Annotated in this window: 14 protein-coding genes; 6 read left to right on the forward strand and 8 right to left on the reverse strand. The window is 39.0% G+C overall.

Going from position 1 to position 18240, the window contains the following annotated elements; translation table 11 throughout:
• Positions 1-19: 19 nt before the first annotated feature.
• Entirely contained in the window at positions 20-1162 is a 1143-nt protein-coding gene (locus tag ACIFOT_RS29245; protein ID WP_430071546.1) for a glycosyltransferase family 4 protein, read from the reverse strand.
• Between the two features lie 253 nt (positions 1163-1415).
• On the opposite strand from ACIFOT_RS29245, the gene ACIFOT_RS29250 reads away from it, so the two are divergent.
• The gene (locus ACIFOT_RS29250) at positions 1416-2723 is read left to right on the forward strand and encodes an alkaline phosphatase (protein WP_430071549.1); all 1308 of its coding nucleotides are present in this window, start codon (positions 1416-1418) and stop codon (positions 2721-2723) included.
• Between the two features lie 285 nt (positions 2724-3008).
• Here the strand turns inward: ACIFOT_RS29250 and ACIFOT_RS29255 are convergent, their stop codons facing one another.
• From ACIFOT_RS29255 to ACIFOT_RS29285, 7 genes are all read right to left on the reverse strand, one after another.
• Positions 3009-4841: a hypothetical protein gene (locus tag ACIFOT_RS29255; RefSeq protein WP_430071552.1), complete on the reverse strand. Its 1833-nt coding sequence runs from the start codon at positions 4839-4841 to the stop codon at positions 3009-3011.
• A gap of 374 nt (positions 4842-5215) precedes the next feature.
• A complete protein-coding gene (locus ACIFOT_RS29260) occupies positions 5216-6394 on the reverse strand; it encodes an acetylornithine transaminase (RefSeq protein ID WP_430071555.1) in 1179 nt (392 codons plus the stop codon).
• On the reverse strand, positions 6391-7164 hold the full coding sequence (argB, locus tag ACIFOT_RS29265) for an acetylglutamate kinase (protein WP_430071557.1): 774 nt from the start codon (positions 7162-7164) through the stop codon (positions 6391-6393). The genes ACIFOT_RS29260 and argB overlap by 4 nt, the downstream gene beginning before the upstream one ends.
• Before the next feature lie 17 nt (positions 7165-7181).
• A complete protein-coding gene (gene argJ, locus ACIFOT_RS29270; RefSeq protein WP_430071560.1) occupies positions 7182-8411 on the reverse strand; it encodes a bifunctional ornithine acetyltransferase/N-acetylglutamate synthase in 1230 nt (409 codons plus the stop codon).
• Positions 8412-8479: 68 nt separating this feature from the next.
• Complete coding sequence (gene argC / locus ACIFOT_RS29275; protein ID WP_430071563.1) at positions 8480-9514, reverse strand: N-acetyl-gamma-glutamyl-phosphate reductase; 1035 nt, start codon at positions 9512-9514, stop codon at positions 8480-8482.
• Positions 9515-9784: 270 nt separating this feature from the next.
• On the reverse strand, positions 9785-11776 hold the full coding sequence (locus tag ACIFOT_RS29280) for a hypothetical protein (RefSeq protein WP_430071565.1): 1992 nt from the start codon (positions 11774-11776) through the stop codon (positions 9785-9787).
• An 18-nt stretch (positions 11777-11794) separates the two neighbouring features.
• Positions 11795-13015 carry an ATP-grasp domain-containing protein gene (locus ACIFOT_RS29285; RefSeq protein WP_430071568.1) on the reverse strand — a complete coding sequence of 407 codons (1221 nt, stop codon included), beginning with the start codon at positions 13013-13015 and terminating at the stop codon, positions 11795-11797.
• A 208-nt stretch (positions 13016-13223) separates the two neighbouring features.
• On the opposite strand from ACIFOT_RS29285, the gene ACIFOT_RS29290 reads away from it, so the two are divergent.
• The 5 genes from ACIFOT_RS29290 to ACIFOT_RS29310 all read left to right on the forward strand — a co-directional run bounded on the left by ACIFOT_RS29290 (position 13224) and on the right by ACIFOT_RS29310 (position 18051).
• A complete protein-coding gene (locus ACIFOT_RS29290; protein WP_430071570.1) occupies positions 13224-13790 on the forward strand; it encodes a GNAT family N-acetyltransferase in 567 nt (188 codons plus the stop codon).
• A gap of 93 nt (positions 13791-13883) precedes the next feature.
• The gene (locus tag ACIFOT_RS29295; RefSeq protein ID WP_430071572.1) at positions 13884-14255 is read left to right on the forward strand and encodes a hypothetical protein; all 372 of its coding nucleotides are present in this window, start codon (positions 13884-13886) and stop codon (positions 14253-14255) included.
• A gap of 143 nt (positions 14256-14398) precedes the next feature.
• The gene (locus tag ACIFOT_RS29300; protein WP_430071575.1) at positions 14399-15487 is read left to right on the forward strand and encodes an endospore germination permease; all 1089 of its coding nucleotides are present in this window, start codon (positions 14399-14401) and stop codon (positions 15485-15487) included.
• Positions 15484-16896: a spore germination protein gene (locus ACIFOT_RS29305; protein ID WP_430071578.1), complete on the forward strand. Its 1413-nt coding sequence runs from the start codon at positions 15484-15486 to the stop codon at positions 16894-16896. Before ACIFOT_RS29300 ends, ACIFOT_RS29305 begins: the two co-directional genes overlap by 4 nt.
• Positions 16897-18051, forward strand: a complete 1155-nt coding sequence (locus tag ACIFOT_RS29310) for a Ger(x)C family spore germination protein (protein ID WP_430071581.1) — start codon at positions 16897-16899, stop codon at positions 18049-18051.
• The last annotated feature ends 189 nt before the right edge of the window (positions 18052-18240 follow it).

Raw genomic sequence — 18240 nt, forward strand, 5'->3', positions numbered from 1 at the left:
TACCTTCTCGAAGTAATAATCAAGCGTATTTTGGTATCTTAGGTTCCTCAACAACGCTCCTATAATGCCAAAGTAATGCGGAAAAGATCTTATCCCAGCTTTGTGTCAGTGCATAATTTCTTCCCTCTATCCCTAATTGACTTCGAAGGTTATCATTTTCTAATAGCTTCAAAATGGCATTAACAAACTCCGCTTCATTGCCCGTTTCACACAAATAGCCTGTTACCCCTGACTTAATAATATTTTTTACACCACCGGAATTGGCGGTTATAGCGGGTGTACCACTTGCAAGTGCTTCAATCACGACATTTCCAAAGGTTTCAGTAGGAGAAGGGAATACAAATAAGTCTGATGCCGAGTAGATTTCCGCTAATCGTTCTCCTGTTAAATATCCTGTAAATGTCATGTTAGAAGGTGCATCTTTTTGAAGTTCTTCCCTTAGTGGACCGTCTCCAACAACGTACCATTGAATTCGTTCATGCATCCCCAAAGGCAGAGCTTTAGCAACAGTTAGAAGTGTTTTCACATCTTTTTCTGGTGCTAACCGGCCTACATAGGTAAGAAGGTACTTTTTTGAAATCCCCAATTGCTCACGAATTGTCTGCTTTTCGTAATAGGGGTGAAAAAGTTGGCAATCGACTCCGCCCGGACAAATTTCTAAATTAGTAAATCCATGACGTTTGAGTTCAGTAAACGTTTCATTAGATGGGACAAATAATTTTCTGAAGGGTTTATGGAACCATTTCATGTATTTCCAAAGGAGTTTTGAAAGAATTTGAAGGTCATAAAATTGCAAGTAATAATCAAAGTCCGTGTGGTAGGAACCGACAAGTGGAATATTGAGTTTTTTGGCAAGGTGGACACCGCAAAGTCCCATGTTAAAAGGTGTAGCAACATGGATGATATCTGGTGAAAAATCTTCTAATTCAGTTTTGATGCGAAAGAGGTTGGGAAATGCGAGCCGGCACTCCGGATATAAGAAAAAAGAGAAGCTTTTAAAGCGTGAAATATGAGCAGAAATATATTCGTTTGAACGAGAATCCGGTGCAAAGACTTTGTATGTAATGTTTTGCTCATCTAAGTAGTTGGTAAAATGTTTCAGCGTCCGCGCAACCCCATTGATGTCCGGATGGAAGGTATCAGTGAAAATAGCAATTCTCATATACATATTCCCCTTTTACTCCAAATGATAAATTCCCCTTTATTGTATTTGATAAATGTAGTTATTCTTCTTGAGATACTGTTAATTTCTTGTAAAGATTTGGTTTATTAATAAAAATAACCTCATTGTTAAGAATCTTTTGATTTTTCGTAAAAGTATTGTATTACGTATTTGTTTTACCTTTTTTTATGTTATAAAAGGAGTGTCATCCGTAGTAAAGGAAAGTTAAATTCATACCTGAAAGGTGTTGATTATGATGTTAAATTCCACCGTTCAGCAGCATGATTCTCGATTAAATCCATTTAGTCCTTTTGTGAAATACATCGGGACCCGAAAAGTAAAAAATGTAATCTTCCTCATCGGCGATGGAATGGGTTTTTCCTATACCACCGGCCTTCGTTATTTTAATCATGATTCTCAACAAGGACTAATGAAACCGACAATATTTGACCAATTCTTTGTCGGCACCCAATCAACCTATTCATTAGATACTGAAAGTAATATTACGGATTCCGCAGCCGCTGGTACAGCATTATCAACTGGATATAAAACCATTAACGGGGCTCTTGGTTTAAACATTAATAAACAAACCGTTCCAACCGTTTTGGAATATGCTAAATTTCGTGGAAAATCTACTGGTCTTGTAGGAACAAGCCAGATCAATCACGCAACATTGGCAGCCTTTGCCTCGCATATTGAATCGAGAGATCGATATGACCAAATTGCCGATGACTATCTGGACGAACGAATAGAAGGCAAACAGAAAATTGATGTGATGCTCGGAGGAGGAACTTCATATTTCGTCCGAAAAGATCGAAATTTAGTAGAAGAGTTTGTAAAAAATCAATTTGGATATGTGACAAATATACAAGAGCTTTTAGCCAATAAAACCCAGCAGGTGTTGGGCTTGTTTGCTCCGATTGAGCTGCCTAAACAGATTGATCGAAAATCCTCTGTTCCATCTCTTGCCCAAATGACAAAAGCTGCCCTTCAGCGCTTACAGCAAAATCAAAATGGTTTTTTTCTTTTAGTAGAAGGAAGTCAAATTGATTGGGCGGGTCATGACAATGATATCGTGGGGGCAATGAGCGAGGTAAAAGACTTTGAGGCGGCTTTTAAAGAGGCGGTCAAGTTTGCCTTAAATCGTGATGATACGATTGTCATTGCGACAGCTGATCACTCAACCGGAGGGATGAGCATCGATCGTAATGATAATTATAGGTGGAATCCTAGTGTAATAAAATCGATTACCTCCACCCCCTCCGTTATTGCTGCACGATTGCATGAAACAAAAGATGTGGAGACTTTAAAGCATCATATGCACTTTACAATACATGAAGCGGACTTGAAAACCATTCAGACAACGTTGGAATTGCAAGTTGAAGATACAAAGCAGGCACTTATTAACATCATCAATCATTATTCCAGCACGGGCTGGACAACGAAAGGGCATACGGGAGAGGATGTTCCCATTTATGCATATGGTCTAAATAGACATTTGTTTAGCGGCAGAATGGAAAATAGTGAAATTGCAAAGATTCTTATTCAGATTATTGATTAATAGAAAGCTATAAGAGGAGATGGATTGAAATGAATTTTATTCACCATCCTTTTAAGGAGAAGAAACTGTCACCTGAGCCTTCGGTCCACTTAACAAGTCATATCACAAATAGTTATTTTATCTGTAAGTATACGGTGTACCCTAGACGGGTAGACCGTTCTTATCATTTCGGATTTATTTTGACTTACAGGGTATTTTGCAACAAAAAACAAGCCTGAACGGCGCTTCTGAAACAGAAATAGGCATCTTCTCTATCAGAAGATGCTCGATTATTATTAAAATCCATCAATCCTGCTTTGGAAAATGAAAAGCATATAAGCAGTGCAGGAAGTCATCAAATGAAAGAGATGACTCACCTTCATATTCACCATTACCGGTAACGCTTGTTCTAATGGAGTTCCCCCACACTTGAAGACTGTCATTATTCGGGTTGTAAAAATAAACGCGAATACAGCCCTCTGAGTCTGGCTCCACTCTTTGAATAAGTATTGCATGGGCTCCAAGCGCTTGACCAGAATGGTTGTAAATAGTTATTCCGGCTGGCTGAGGGAGGCCTTCATTGACGTTTGGATTGTTTGACGGGTGATAGTGTTGGCGGAATTTGGATTTAAACTCTAAGTCACTGAATGCATCTGAAAACTCTGTCCATATTCCTTTTAAATGAAAAGAGGGATTGATCCATTTATGGGGATCACTCTCGCGTCCTTTGGCGGAATTTAACATTTCAAAATAGATAGAATCAAGATGTGGAATTAAGAGTAACGATACAGTATCAATATTGTCCTGATCACTCAGATAAATATGCGGGAGTGTATCAGAAGAAATGATTCTTCCTTCAAAATTAATGGTGATTTCCCCTTTTTCCAGAAATTCATTAAACATTGAGAGCAGCATGACAGGCTCTTTTTGTGACCAATAGCTGAGGGCTCTAGTCGATTGACATGTCGGGTTAAACCCTTGGCCAATCCCCAGCGGCTGCCCTAAAATGCTTATCACTTCCGAAACTAGGAGGGAACGAAGTCTATCTACATCTGTTATTTTATGAACGGCTGTAAGCGTGTTTTTAATCTTATCATGAAGAGGCACTTGTAAAAGCCTTTCGATTTCACTGATGAATTCTCTCGTAAATATATCTCTCTGTAGAAGGCGTAATAAACCATAAATGCTCCTTCTTGTTTTGATTGTAATGGCAGAGTGGATGAGAGAAGAAATAATAGGCAGATTCAAACGCAGGTTTTCCTTGGAAGTGTCGTCCACACACAGTATACTCTGAAGCAAATCTGTTTTTTCCTTATTTATATAGGTTAAAAATAACGCGTGGAACGGGGAAACAAGCCCAGATTGTTTCATAGAAGCCCGCAGCTGGCTGGCTTCCCGGATTAGTAATAAATCATTACTGGCTCTCAGTTTATTTTCATAATTTTTAATAGTTGATGCTGCCGCCATATCCGCGGGAGAATATACGGCATTTTCGTAATGAGATAGGCTTGAATCTGCTCTATCAATAGAGCCGGCTAATCTTTTTGCGCTGTCAATCAATTTCAGGATTTTGTTTGTAACAATGGGTCTTTGGACGGCAAGATTATCGATTTCCTGATAAAGGCTTTGAAAAACAAGCGGCGAAAAACAGTGGTCTGAGATAAATCTTAATATTTCTGACGCTTGTTTATCCTTGTGAAGCTGGATGACTCGATTTTCTTCGGTCTCCTTCATTATCAGCAGATCCAAGTTTAAAGCCATAACCTTCGATAAAAATTCAGTTGCTTCATGCGCCGACATTTCCGGATGCACATATTCACCTCTGGCAATGGCGAGAATTCTAAGTTCGCTTAATGCCTCGGCTGCTGAAGCATCACCACCGGCATGGAGGGTGCCTCTAACAAGAACGGGGTTGAGCTTGCGGACATTCTCCCATGGCTTTCCGGCAAACAGCCCAGCTTCATCAAAGAGATGCGCATATTTATACATCATGGCTATTCCATTCGGTTCTGTGAGAAGGGCAGCAGCTTCTCTAAGAACGGCTTGTTGAAATAAACTCTTATTTAGGGTAGAAGTTTGCGATAGCTGCTTAAGAGCTTTTTGAAAAGAATTCTCTGAAGTAAACAGAAAAAGTCCCATATGTCCATTTCCTTTCCAGAAAATTTCCTTTACAGTATCGTATTGGCTATAATGAAAGAGAATTACTTATTAGTTGAAAAAATGCAGCGATCGACAAAGAAGAGATGGTGATTCAGCTAAAGTTACCAGGTGAACTGAGGAAAGTTAAATTGCAAGGAGAGATGGTTGTTTAATATTATGAATATTCTTTAAATTAAAGTTTTTATTAGATTAATTTAACACATAATATTTGATATTTCAAATATTAAATCTTCTTTTTTTGTTTGACACAGCCCTTAGGAGATGGGCAGGGGGGCGATAAGAAAACCCCCGTGCATTAATGCAAAAAAAGGACCACGAAATGATATTTCGTGTCATATGAATTTTAGGGCTTATTAATATTTTACTAACCTTTCATCTTCATTATGGGTGAATGTTTCTTTTTCAAGAATTTCTTTAATCATGTTAACTCCATTTTCCAATTGTGCTTTTGATACAGTCAGCGGTGGTAATAACCGAATGACCTTCTCGCCGGCTGGCAATGCGATAAGCCCTATATTTTGAAGCTTGGCTAAAAGTGTCGTTACGGGTATTGTGCATTCGATTCCGGCCATCAACCCAAGTCCTCTTATCTCCAGGATCGTGCTTAAGTGTTTTAAATTATGCAGCTGCTTAAAGAAAAACTCACTTTTATCAACTACCTCATCTAAAAATTCCTTTTTAAATATAGTCTCCATCGTAGCAATAGCTGCTGCTATCGAGACAGGGTTTCCGCCGAAGGTCGAGCCGTGGCTTCCCGTACCAAAATATGGTGCAAGTTTTTCCTTCCCAATTACAGCGCCGATCGGAAATCCGCTTCCTAATCCTTTCGCTGATGTAATGAGATCTGGGTCTAGGTCAAAGTGCTGGAAGGCGAACGGTTTCCCTGTTCGGCCAATTCCTGTTTGGATTTCATCAATGATTAATAGTGCACCGTACTGTTTACAAAGTTCTTGGACAACCAGTAAAAATTCCTTATTCCCAACATGGATGCCGCCTTCACCCTGTATGACCTCAATCATAACTGCGGCAGCATCATTTCCGATTTCTTTTTTTATGGCTTCGATATCATTGTATGGAACATATACAAATGTTTCGAGCATGGGCCCAAAACCGTGCTTTATTTTATCTTGGCCGGTTGCTGACATTGCTGCAAAGGTGCGTCCGTGAAAGGAATCTTTAAAGGTGATGATTTTCGTTTTTCCTGTAGCTTTACGTGCCAGCTTAATCGCTGCTTCGTTTGCTTCGGCCCCGCTATTGGCAAAGAAAACCCGATCCAGCCCGGAAGCTTCAGCAAGCATTTTTGCGGCTGTCTCTTGGGTGCTGTCTTGGAATAGATTCGAAACGTGCCAATATTGATTGAGCTGTTTAAGTACGGCTTCTTCAACATTTTTGGGGCGGTGTCCAAGATTACAGACCCCTATCCCTGAAGTGAAATCAAGATAACTTTTTCCATTTTTATCTATCATCATACTGCCGCCGGTAATTTCAGGTTCAATCTCCCAGCGTGAATAGGTAGGGAATAAGTGACTCATTTTGTAATCGGCTCCTTTTGAAAAATTCTCGTACCGTTCCATTTTCCATTTTCAAAAAATGCTTTTTTACCGGAAACAATCATGACGCTTTCAATGCCGGTTTCTACAGCATTAAGCGCTGATTGAACTTTCGGAATCATCCCGCCGCAAATTTCACCTTTTGTAATATAGGTGTTGACCTCTTCTTTCGAAAGGCTGCTCGCTAAAGAACCCTCAATGAATACTCCATCCACATTGGTAACAAATAGGCATTGTTCTGCATGAAGGGCCTTTGCCACCTCTGCTGCCGCATAATCTGCATTAATGTTTAGTTTTTGGCCGTCCTCCGTAATGCCGATTGGGGTAACGACTGGAATGTAGCTTCCATTCATGGCTAGATGAAAGATTTGTATATTCACTTTTATGATTTCGCCAACATACCCAAGCTCTTCTCGGTTTATATAATCAGCTTGTAAACAATATCCATCGCTTCCATGGATGCCGATTGCATTGAAGTTGTACTGTTGGAGCATTTCCACCAGCTTTCTGTTCGTATGGCCTGATAGTACAATTTCAGCAATTTTTAGTGTCTGCTCATCCGTTTTACGCAGCCCATTTAAAAATTGCGGTTCTACCTTGAATAATTCGAGCATTTCATTAATATCTGGACCTCCGCCATGGACGAAGACCAGTTTAAACCCGAGGTTCTGCAATTCGGAAAGACTTGTGAAAAAAGAGGATGTCAACTCGTCCAACACACTGCCGCCGCATTTGATAACAATATATCTCATCCCTAATTCACCAATCCTTACGTCCGATAGCTTGCATTGATTTTGACATAGTCATAGGATAGGTCACAGCCCCAGGCTTTGCCGGTACCTTTCCCCACATGCAGATCGACCAAAATCTTAATAAATGGCTGATTCAAATAATCGCGAGCTTCGTCCTCTGAAAACACACATGGTACACTGTTTTCCAGCATCTGGATCCGGCCGATGGCAATATCGACTGTATAAGGGTTAATCGCCGCTTTTGTCTGTCCAATTGCGCCAATGATGCGTCCCCAGTTGGCATCCGCTCCAAATATGGCTGTTTTGACTAAATTTGACCCAACAATTTGTTTGGCAACAAATCTTGCTTCCTCAGGATCCCTTGCCCCTAATACCTCAACCTCCACTAACTTTGTAGCTCCTTCACCATCCGTGGCAATTTGCTTGGCTAAATTTTCACAAGCCTTTGTTAAAAGCTCAACAAATGTCTCCCATTCAGGATGCTCAGGAGTTAACGGATCATTCTCTGCCAGCCCATTCGCCATTACGAGAACCATATCGTTAGTAGAGGTATCTCCGTCCACGGTAATTTGGTTAAATGTATAGTTGGTTACCTGTTTTAAGGCTGTCGATAAATGACCAGGCGAGATAGCGGCATCGGTCGTTAAGAAACCAAGCATGGTAGCCATATTTGGATGAATCATGCCCGATCCTTTGGCCGCTCCGCCAATTGTAATGGTTTTACCATCAATGGTGCTTGAGTAACCGCAGCTTTTCCTCACGATATCGGTTGTGAGAATAGCAGTTTGAAAGTCTAATGCATCACTGCTTTCAGTACCTGGTGATAATAATTGAATGCCGTTTTCGATTTTATCCATATCCAAGAACTGACCAATGACACCTGTCGAAGCAACTGCCACATACGTTTCTTTCAGGTTGAACTGTTCAGATGTTAAGGAGCGCATTTTTAATGCATCCTTGTAACCTCTTACTCCAGTACAAGCATTGGCACAGGCACTGTTAACAACAATAGCCTGTAAGAGACCTTCATTCTCAATGCTTTCTCGAGTTACTATTAAAGGAGCGGCTTGGAATTGATTTGTGGTATAAACTGCTGCAGCTGAAGCCGGAATTTCACTAATAATAACCCCTAAGTCCTTTTTAGCAAAACGAAGGCCGGCATGGACTCCTGCTGCTGTAAAGCCTTGTGGTGACAATATATTTCCATTCTCAATTTCAACGATTTTATCCTGTAACAGTGTTTGCATTCCAAATCCTCCATTTTGTATGAGTTGAAGTTAAAGGTTATGCTTTTACATTAAAAATTCCGGGCTCCTTAAGGATACACGGGTACAAACTCTAATCCCGTTTTTTCATTTAATCCATTCATTAAATTGGCATTTTGAACCGCCTGTCCGGCAGCACCTTTCATAAGATTATCGATGACAGAAACGATCGTTAATCTTCCAGTTCTTTCGTCAACTTGCAACCCAATATCACAAAAATTCGATCCTGCTACTTCCTTAACGGATGGGAAATTGCCTTTTGGCCTGATCCTTACAAACCGACTCAATAAATACTGTTCCTTATATAATTCAATGAGTCTATCAGTATGCAAATTTTCTTTAAGCTGGACATAGATTGTAGCCATGATCCCTCTTGTGATTGGCAGCAAATGGGTGTTGAAAGTAATTGGTGCAACTTCTGCATCCCAAAGATTCAACTGCTGTTGGATTTCAGGAATATGCTGGTGCTCGTTTACTTTATAAATTCGAAAATTTTCATTGATTTCCGAGAATAATAGACTTTTAGTTACAGATCTTCCCGCTCCAGAGGCGCCGGATTTTGCATCGATGATGATCATATCAGGGGTAATCAGTCTCTCTTTTACCACTGATGCAAGACCCAAAAGCGTGGCTGTTGGATAACAGCCAGGATTCGCGATTAATTTGGCATCCATTATTTTTTCTTTATTCCATTCGCTCAACCCATAAACGGCTTTTTCTAATAAACGGCTTTCAACAGGTTCGTGTTTATACCACTTTCTATACACTTCGCCATCAGTAAGCCGGAGGTCCCCGGATAAGTCGATAATTTGAATTCCTGTTTCCGCGAAGGCTGGAACAAGCTTACTGGATACACCTGAAGGAGCGGCAATAAAAACGATATCCGAATGCTTCGCTATTTCTTCCGTATCGATATGCTCAAGTTTTAAGTTTGTAATTCCACTCATATGTGGAAACTCTTGGTCTAATGGAATCTCATCTCTTGTCGTATGCACGGATTGAATACGAAAGACAGGGTGGTGATGTAAAATGCGAAAGAGTTCACCGCCGCCATATCCAGTAGTGCCGATTATAGATACATTCATTACGATCCTCCCCGAACTGGTCAATCACTGTTCTAAAAAATGGCTGCCTTTTTGATTCGCTGATAAAATCGAAAAATTCGCTGATAAAGTAGACAGATTCGCTGATAAAGTGGTCGAATTCGCTGATAAACTTAAGAAATCCGCTAATAAATCATATTTAAATAAGTAAATCGAGTAATTTGGCAAATAAGTATGACTCTATCGGATTATGAAAGTAACTAGAACGACTAATCCTAACGAAAAATGCTTAAATTTAAAGGGATGATATAATCATACCCACTGATAATTTTTGCCCCAGCTTTCTCTTGCCAGTGCTTCCACTTCTTCAACAAGACTGTGTTCAACCATATAGGTGTCACCCTGTTCGAAAGGGTTATAGTGGTAGGCGTACATTCTCGATACAAATTCGTGAAACGGAAGGGATGCTTCTCCTTCAAGTTCGCCAAATCCTGAAACACTTGCAATAATGCCCTGCCCCCAATTCTGGCCGCTGTCATTGTTAGGATTGTAAAAATAGATTCGAACATTTCCCTGCTGGTCTTTTTTAATTCTTTGAATAGATACAGCATGCAGGCCGAGCAGTTCCCCATGGACGTTTGTGATGAGAATGCCAACAGGATTCGGATAAATCATCTCATAGCCTTCATTATAATCAGGATGGTGGGTGGCATAGAATAACTTAACAAAAGCAGAGTAGTTTGTTACATAGAGTGTCAATTGATCAATCGCATTAATAAAGCCCTTTGGAATCCATGCACCATAGAATTCCGGGTTTACCCACTTATGTCCGTCCTCGCCGCGAAGCAGTGTTTTTTTCATCATTTCGTTATAGATTTTATCCAGGTGTGGTACGAGAACCATAGATATTGGATCCAAATCCTGCCCGATTTCCCCCGCTACCCCTCCAATAAGGAGGCTTGAGTGAATGGTTTCTCCTTCAAATGTCATATCTATATCATTGTCACGGGCTGCCCGAGCAATATATTCCAACAGTTGACCGATTCCATGCTGACTCCAGAGGGAAATGGCTCTAGCTGACTGGCAAGTTGGATTGTTCCCTTGCCCGACACCAAGAGGCTGACCAAGAATACTCATAACTCCAGCAATAAGAAGACCGTTTAGGCTGATCGCGCTTTGTTCATCCTTAAACTTTGTAAGTGCTTCGCGTACTTGTGCATGAATAGGGAGATCAAACAGACGGCGAATGGCAGGAAGTACATGTTCCTGTGTGAGCACCCCTCGGTTTAGCATTCTTGAAAGGCCATATACAGCTTGACGTGTTTCAGGATAAATCGAAATCTGGATGATGTCATGGATCAGTTGTTGATTGGCGTTGAAACTCGCAATCCCTGTTTCTGATAGATCAAGGGCTGCCTGGACTTTATCAGGACTCTTCCGGTTAAGAAACCGAAGAAGAACGGGGTGATAGGGTGATACTAGACCTATTTCTTTCATCGATTTTGCGAAAATATTCACTTCTGACTCGAGCTCATCTTCATTGGCATTTTCTAGTCTGAGTCTATATTCTCTTTGATTGGCCGCATCCTTACATAAAGGGGTTGGAGCATTTGCGGCATCTATATATTTTTCAACTGCTTCTCTCGTTTTTTCATCAATACCACTTTTAATTAATTGTTTAGAAAGGCTGATCATGCTTAATATGCGACCTGTCATAATAGGACGCTGGACAGACAGGCGTTCTAATTCCTGTACAATTTGATAACCGATTGCTCGAAAAGAAAGCTGTTCACCCAAGTACTGGAATAAGCCTTGAGCCCGAATCGTATGATCTTCTAAAATACGGCCTTCTTCTGTTTCTGGTGTGAACAAAAGATCGAGATTCAAAGCCATGACTTCATTTAAAAAGGCATTGGCTTCTTCTTTGCTCAGGCCCTCATGGATGTAATTTCCTTTCGCAATGGCCAGCATTCTCATTTCACTTAACAATTCGATAATGGAATTGACGCCCTGCTTAGACCTCAATGAACCGCCAACGAGTGGAGGCTGCATTTTAGTTGGATCCTCCCATTGACCTCCAAGGAAGACACCAGCCTTATCAAAACGATGAGCATTTTCAAAAAGTATATTCATTCCATCGTAGGAGTAAGAAAGTTCGATCGCTAATTGGTACACGTCTGTTTGATAGAGGCTTTTTGCGAATGGTTTCGCCTGATCAAGCCTGTATAAAGCATCTTCAAATTTACCCTTTAAAGCTACTGTTTGTTTACCCATTCTTTTTTTCTTTTTCGTCACAGTACTCATCCTTATATTCGCCCCTTCTTATTGGTAGAAATTATATTTTTCATAATCTTGCAAAATGGATCTCATTTCGTCAGCATCTTCTCCAAAAAAGAAAATGGTTCCATAATGATTACCAAATCCTACCCGTTCTGCCACTTTGGATGTAACAGGAATGAACATATTATGGTTTACAAAAAAAGGATGGTTTTTGAGATTATTAGGTATATTCAGCTTTTCAACGATTTTTACATTAGGATAGACCATGAGATTACCAGAATACCCTTTTGCGGATACCACTTCCTCAGGGAAAAATGCCGCAATTTCTTCTTCGGTTGTATCTGGGTCACAACAAAGCACCTGGCCTTGATAAGGGCTGAACCCGTATGCATTTTCAATATGTTCAAAAATATGGCCGCCGGGAATACGGTTCGCTACCTCGCCAAAACTCAGGATCCCATCTTGAGTAATGAAAAACTCAGGATGAATAATGCCATGTTTGACTTCAAAGGCATCCACAAGCTTCTCAATCGCTTCCTTGATTTGGGGTCTCCATTTTTCAAGTGAAGGAGAAGCTGGTACGAAGTTGGAATGTCCTAACTTTACATATTCAGTAATATTTAGGAACCTTACCTTTCCATTATGGATAAAGGCCTCGCAAGAGAACTCCTGACCTTCCAGGTGGCTTTCCATTAGTAGAGGAAATTCTGAATCGTCAATTTGGTCAATCTCCTCTATTCTTCTAATCATGTAATGTCCTACTGTGCCGGCTTTATCAAAGGGTTTAACGTGAATAGGGGCATAGTCGTCTTCATCTATATTGCAAAGTGCTTCATTAATTCTTTTTAGGAAATAACGGATATCTTCCTTGTTGTTTGCTTCTTCAAAGACTCCCACACGGATTCCAGCAAGTTGTGCTTTACGCTTCATCAAGCCTTTATCCCGGAGCAGCAGAGATTTATGGAAAATGCGCGGGTTATTCCAGAGCCTTGCATTTATGGCACCAGCCCACTCAACTGTTTCTTCGTAAATCGGTACTGCTACTGTTGTATTAAGATCCTTTAATTTTTCATAGAGTTCATCCGCCCGTTCCTCTAAGTGGCGGAATACCCATGGGACAAACCGAATGCCATGGGAGTCAGCAAAACTTTGAAATTCAGGTGGACCAACGACCAAAAATGGTCGATTCATTTTGTCAATTGCTTCAATTGCCTGCAGGCTCCAGCCCAGTAATGCCGTTAATTTATCCTTGTTCTGTTTCATCTGAATTAACTCTCCCCATTTTTGAAATATATAAAAGATCCTAACAGCCCTATAGTAGCAAAATTTAATATTGTAATTTTCGGATTTACAAAAATAGTACAAACACTTCAAGCTTGCTTAACAAAAGATTTACACTGGGTAACTAAAATGGAGGAGACATCAGAATTGATGATTTTATCTTCAAATATTCGGGCAAAGGGGTATTAGGATGAGAGACTGGTATACTAGATTGACTGATTATTTTCCAGAAAAAGAAATGAAATCTAAAAAGCACTTTGAAATCCTTTTCCAAGAAAAACCAGGAATCTACCAAGTAGAGGAAAGCCAGGACCATGTATTAGTTTACTTTGAAAAGGCTGATTATATCTTCGTAGATTATATACTAGTGGCTCGAAATACCAGAGGAACTGGGAGAGGAAGTGTGATTATTGACCAATTGAAGCAAAAAGGAAAAGCAATCATCCTAGAGGTTGAACCAGTTACTCTTATAGATCCCGACTCGGAAAAACGAATAAGATTTTATGAAAAGAATGATTTCCTGAAGATGGAATCGATTAGTTATGAAAGAATCCATATGGTCACGAATGAGTTGAATACCATGGACATTTTTTGCTGGTTTCCAGTACCTAGAACAGAACAATGGGTGTATGACCAAATGAAAGAAATTTATACGGAAGTCCATGCTTTTAAAGCAAGGGAAATGTATGGGCGGAATCCCCAATCTGATTCTGAGGTCCTTTGGCTGAGAGAATTAACGAAAGTTATGATTGGTTAATGAATTTGATAAGTGCTTTAAAATGAATATAATTGAAACCAAAACCGTTCTTGTTCGTATAAATAGGATAAAGATTTTAAGGAGAGTTGAATATTGTTTCTAGCAGAACTACATCAGGAGGAAAAAGAGGCTTTTCTTGAACTGGCTCACCTGATTGCCACAATCGATGGAAATGTATCTATATATGAATTTTCTATTCTCAACAAATACAAAAACGAGACAGGACTTGAAGATTATCAAGTAAAGGCCCTCGCAATGGAGGATATTCTCAAGAAATTCAAAACGGAACGCGCACGAAATATCGTGTTAGCGGAGCTCTTTAAACTAATCTATTCAGATGGAGTGTTTCAAAACGAAGAAAGCGAAACCATCAACTTAATTAAGGCGCATTTCGGCTTTAATTCCAGTGAATTTGGAAGTTTCAAGGATTGGGTTGGAAAAATTAAGGAATTATCAAATTCATAGTAGAGCCTTTTACAATATAACCTTTGTTTATGCCTTTAATAGGGCTGAACAAAGGTTTTTTTGCGTGCTCAAGGGGAATGTTAATGAACACGAATAGTTTAAACAATTAAAAAGAATAATATGGAAAAAAAGGAAATGTGAAAATGCAGAATAAGTTAAGATATATTTCGATTGTCTACATGCTGTTACTTTCTGTAGGGCTTTTTGCACACGTTGAAATTATTCCCTTTTTGTTATCGACAGCCAAAAGAGATTCTTGGGTCAGTATCCTTTTAACGTTTTTCGTTCTTCCTTTAGTGATTTACCTAATATACAAGATTGTCTCGTTCTTAAACAAAAGGTCCATCATCCAGCTCTTAAAGGATGGCGGGAGTGGATTCAGTTATTACATTCTCCTTTTTCCAATAACTTTATATATGTTAATCGATGCTTTTGTTACGGCAAAAGAAATGATTTATTGGTCGCAATTGAGCTATATGCAAGGGTTTAACAGTTTTACGCTTGCAGTTGTTCTGCTTATTTTCTGTTTATTTTGTACTGAATCTGGATTGTTTTCCATTGGACTGTTAAGCAGTATTCTTTGTCCAATCGTTCTTTTTTTAGGTTTTTTTATTTCCTTTGCAAACTTGAAGAAAAAACATTATGAACTGTTATTTCCATTGTTCACGGATGGATTTTTACCCATCTCAAAGGGTATCTTGTATACTTCCTTACCTATTTTAGAGTTATTTATCATTATTTTCTTAACACCTGTTTTACAAAAAGCGGTTACTAGAAAGCAACTATTCATGGTTGGCGTGATCATTATAGGTTTAATGTTGGGACCTACGATTGGAGCGATTGTCGAGTTTGGACCAGAAATGGCCTCTCAGTATCGGTACCCTGCTTATGAAGAATGGCGTTTAATTTCGATTGGAAGATATTTTTCCCATGCTGATTTTTTTGCGATTTTTCAATGGCTTTCAGGAGGAGTTATCAGAATTAGTCTTTTTCTCTTCATCACAAGCCAAATACTTACAAAAGGAATAGAGAATGCAAAAGTGGTAAGAATTATTTACGCCATCCTTTTTACGGCTTGTATTTATCCATTTGACCAAAGCCCTTTTTCGACTATTGTCTATGGATATATCCGGCCTTTATCTTTCTTCTTATTAGTCATACAAATTTCAATGATATGGATCTATATTGTGAAGAATAAACAGAAATGGTTAGGAGGAGGGGTTAAATCATGAATGAACATTATTTTTCTATTGAAAATCTGCAAAAGCTTTTTAATCATTCATCTGATATAGAAATTAAAGCCGATCAAAATCATGCCGATCCAACCATCTTTGTTTATTGTATACCCTTAACGGATGCAAGTTTGGTTCAATCTGTCATTTTGCCTTCCAGTGAACATTCCAACTCCATTTATCAATCTCTCCAGATGGAGATTCTGGAAAGAGAGGAAACTACTTTTGAAAAAATCGAGGAGGCCATTTTCTCGGGGAAACTAATGGTTATTCCTTCAGGAGAAAAGATTTATTTTTATAATATTAGTAAATTTCCCAGCAGACAGCCGGATGAATCTGTTGCCGAAGTTTCGATTCGAGGGCCAAAGGATGGGTTTGTTGAGGATATTACGACCAATCTTGGTTTAATTCGTAAAAGGCTGCGTACTTCCTCATTGGTTATTGAAGATTATACGATTGGTAAAAGAACCAATACAAGGGTTTCACTTCTTTATATTAAAGATATCATTAATGAACATATATTGAGTGATATAAAAGGCCGGCTTGCTGCTTTAAACGTCGATATATTAACAAGCACTTCGATGTTGATAGAATATTTAATGGAAAATAAATTTACCCTCATTCCAACAATAGACTATTCAGGCAGGGCTGATTTCGTCGCAGAATCAATCAATCAAGGGAGGTTTGCCATTGTTGTTGATGGTGCTCCAACTGTATTAATTGCACCCTCGAATCTTTCATTCCTGTTTAAAACACCTGAAGATGATAATACCAGTTTTTATTTTGCGTCAGTGGAACGAACCTTGCGCATTATAGGGCTTTTTACTACAACTTTTCTGTCGGGCTTTTATACGGCGTTGATTACACATAATGTAGGGCAATTACCACTTCCACTTATTGCCACCATCACGAATTCCAGACTAGGCCTGCCGTTTTCACCATTGATCGAAGTCCTGCTCATGCTTGTCATGTTTGAGTTATTTAAAGAAGGCGGAGCCCGTCTTCCGAAGGGAATCGGACAAACCGTTGCCGTTCTTGGCGGCTTGATTATTGGTGACGCGGCTATTAGGGGTGGGATTACTTCTCCAACCATGCTCGTTGTCATCGGTGTGACAGCTATTTCCAGCTTTACACTTGTTAATCAGTCAATATCAGGTAATGTCTTTTTCATTAGATTATTTGTTTTGATCTTTAGTTACAGTATGGGGATTTATGGGTTTTTCATAAGTTTTATGTTCGTTTTGCTCTATTTAATAAGGTTGAAGTCTTTTGGGGTTCCAGTATTAGGGGAAATCTCTTCGTCAGAAGGAAAAGATATCATGTTCACTTTTTTCAGAATCCCATTTTCCTTTATGAAAAAACGAAATGCCTCTTTACATATTAAAGATGGTACAAGAACAGGTGAATAGATGAAGAAATTTTTAATCATTACCTTAGCCATGTTGCTTCTCACAGGTTGTTCTAAGATTAATGAAATCCAATTCCAGGCCTATGCAGTGGGGATAGGAATAGATTATAAAGATGATGTATATCACGTTGTTATGCAGTTCTTAGACTTCTCGAACGTTGCTAAAACCGAGCAAGGTAAAAGTGATAAGCCCAGTCCAATCTGGTTAGGAGTTGGAAAAGGCAAAACGATCGAAGATGCAATTATTGAAATCTACCATGCTATTCAGATTCCAGTAAATTATGACCAGATAAGTTTATTTGTTTTTGGAAAATCTTTATTGGAACATAGACTGGGAAAATCCATAAAGGCATTAGATACCAATTTCAATATTCGCCAAACGGGAATGGTCTATGGTACCGAAAAGCCAATAGAAGAAATTTTTACTTCGCAGGTTCCTTTTAATTATGCTTTCTCTAATGCCCGGATCAATCAGCCTGAATACATGCAGCAGCAAGAATCGACGGTTCCTGCCATTTCCCTGCAAGACCTGATTTATCAATTTAATGAAAAAACAAAAACGATCCTGCTGCCAAGCATCACGGTTAATGACGAAAGTATAAAACAGAATCTGGAGAAATTACCTGTGACTACTTTTTCTGGTGTGTATCTCATGAAAGATAAAAAAATGAAGGGTTTTTTAACAAATAAGGAACTTGAGGGTTTTATCCGCGTGAACAATAAAGCGGTACGATCGCCTGTAACTATTAGTGAAAAGAAAAATGGGAAACTGGAACATGTTACACTAGAATTATTAAATCCAAAGTTCAGAAGAATCATGAATAAAGACCAAAATGAGGTACAGGTTGGATTGGATATAAAGATTTCTGCTATAGTCAGAGAATCCAACCATATGATTCTTGCTCCAAGAATTAAAAGGCAGATTAAAGAGAAAATTAGAGATCATGTATATGAAGCCTATGTAAATAGCCATAAAATCGGAGGAGATATCTATCAATTCGAGGACTATATGTATCGATTTATGCACGATGACTGGATAAGGTATCAAAAAAGCGGAAAATTCCCCATCTTGGATAAAACAGACATCCATGTAAAAGTACAACCGCTTAAAAGTATAAATAAAATAAACGCCGGGATCCATCTTCCCTTAAAATAGGAGATTGATGCCATAAATAAGGAAAATGAAGACGTCAAACCTGATAGACGTCTTTTTATTTGTCTGTTTTCGTAAAATCAATCTTCGATCAATTCCAAGCGAAAAATAGTACTTTAATACCATATTTTTAATATGTTTGTAATATTTAGTAAATTTAAATTATAATAGTATTAAAATAATATTTTAATA

This window comes from Neobacillus sp. NRS-1170 (genome assembly GCF_050468025.1).

Bases quoted from the DNA above. Each gene is read 5' to 3' on its own strand.
- ACIFOT_RS29250 (WP_430071549.1), top strand. From the start codon at position 1,416: ATGATGTTAAATTCCACCGTTCAGCAGCATGATTCTCGATTAAATCCA.
- ACIFOT_RS29280 (WP_430071565.1), bottom strand. From the start codon at position 11,776: ATGAGTACTGTGACGAAAAAGAAAAAAAGAATGGGTAAACAAACAGTA.
- ACIFOT_RS29285 (WP_430071568.1), bottom strand. From the start codon at position 13,015: ATGAAACAGAACAAGGATAAATTAACGGCATTACTGGGCTGGAGCCTG.
- argC (WP_430071563.1), bottom strand. From the start codon at position 9,514: ATGAATGTATCTATAATCGGCACTACTGGATATGGCGGCGGTGAACTC.
- ACIFOT_RS29300 (WP_430071575.1), top strand. From the start codon at position 14,399: ATGCAGAATAAGTTAAGATATATTTCGATTGTCTACATGCTGTTACTT.
- argJ (WP_430071560.1), bottom strand. From the start codon at position 8,411: ATGCAAACACTGTTACAGGATAAAATCGTTGAAATTGAGAATGGAAAT.
- ACIFOT_RS29305 (WP_430071578.1), top strand. From the start codon at position 15,484: ATGAATGAACATTATTTTTCTATTGAAAATCTGCAAAAGCTTTTTAAT.
- ACIFOT_RS29260 (WP_430071555.1), bottom strand. From the start codon at position 6,394: ATGAGTCACTTATTCCCTACCTATTCACGCTGGGAGATTGAACCTGAA.
- ACIFOT_RS29290 (WP_430071570.1), top strand. From the start codon at position 13,224: ATGAGAGACTGGTATACTAGATTGACTGATTATTTTCCAGAAAAAGAA.
- argB (WP_430071557.1), bottom strand. From the start codon at position 7,164: ATGAGATATATTGTTATCAAATGCGGCGGCAGTGTGTTGGACGAGTTG.
- ACIFOT_RS29310 (WP_430071581.1), top strand. From the start codon at position 16,897: ATGAAGAAATTTTTAATCATTACCTTAGCCATGTTGCTTCTCACAGGT.
- ACIFOT_RS29245 (WP_430071546.1), bottom strand. From the start codon at position 1,162: ATGAGAATTGCTATTTTCACTGATACCTTCCATCCGGACATCAATGGG.
- ACIFOT_RS29255 (WP_430071552.1), bottom strand. From the start codon at position 4,841: ATGGGACTTTTTCTGTTTACTTCAGAGAATTCTTTTCAAAAAGCTCTT.